Origin of the sequence: Xanthovirga aplysinae, from assembly GCF_009711365.1 — a bacterium.
Lineage (GTDB): Bacteria > Bacteroidota > Bacteroidia > Cytophagales > Cyclobacteriaceae > Xanthovirga > Xanthovirga aplysinae.
In genome coordinates this window covers 1-1,019 of sequence record NZ_SMMB01000294.1, presented here as the reverse complement: position 1 = coordinate 1,019, position 1,019 = coordinate 1, and the positions used below count along the sequence as shown (strand labels likewise).

Below are 1,019 nucleotides of genomic sequence, written 5' to 3'. Positions count from 1 at the left end.
GGTCAACATCCAACTTTTCAAATACCGAATTCTTACTTTTATATTCCGGTACTATTTGTTTTAACTTCCTTACCAGATCTACCGCCATTCTATTTTCAAGCAAATATTCCAGGTCCTGAAAAACCTCTTGAATTGGCTCCAAATCGTAAGCTCTAACCCGGACTTTCATGATCTTTGGATGGTGAGTAGACAGGGTATTTTCTTTCTTTGTCATTAACTCTTCGTGCAACTTTTCTCCTGGTCTTAATCCAGTGATTTTTATATCAATATCTTTTCCCACTTGCAGATCAAATAGTTTAATCATCTTTTTGGCTATATCGATGATCTTTACGGACTCCCCCATATCAAGAATAAAAACCTCTCCACCTTCTCCCATAGCCCCAGCTTCTAAAACCAGCTGGCACGCCTCTGGAATGGTCATAAAATAGCGGGTAATTTCCGGATCGGTAACCGTAAGTGGCCCTCCGGCTTTCAGTTGTTTGCCAAAAAGTGGTATAACAGAACCATTGGAACACAAAACATTTCCAAAGCGAGTGGTAACAAATCTGGTATTATTATTCTTTACCCCATCTAGAGACTGAGTATAAATTTCCGCAACCCTTTTGGTGGCTCCCATCACATTGGTGGGGTTAACTGCTTTATCTGTAGAAACCATTACAAATTTCTCCACACCAAATTTTACCGAAAGGTCGGCCAGATTTTTTGTTCCCATCACATTGACGGCTACGGCCTCGGAAGGATTGTTTTCCATTGTGGGAACATGCTTATAAGCAGCTGCATGGAAGACCAATTCCGGTTGAAAGGCTTCAAATATTTCCTTCATCCGATTTTGATTGGTGATATCACCGATAAGGTAATGGATTTTGATGTCCTTAGGCGAAGGATTTTGATTCAGCTCAAATTCCAATTCATATAAGGGCGATTCGGCCTGGTCTAAGAAGATCAATTCTTTTGGGGAATAGTGGAATAGCTGACGACATATTTCTTTTCCTATGGAGCCGGCGGCTCCAGTAACTAAG

At 40.8% G+C, this 1,019-nt stretch carries 1 protein-coding gene; it reads right to left on the bottom strand.

All coding sequences use genetic code 11. From position 1 onward, the window contains the following. Window positions 1-1,019: UDP-N-acetylglucosamine 4,6-dehydratase family protein (locus tag E1171_RS00815; RefSeq protein ID WP_155203156.1), on the bottom strand; the 1,019-nt coding region annotated here is incomplete at both ends.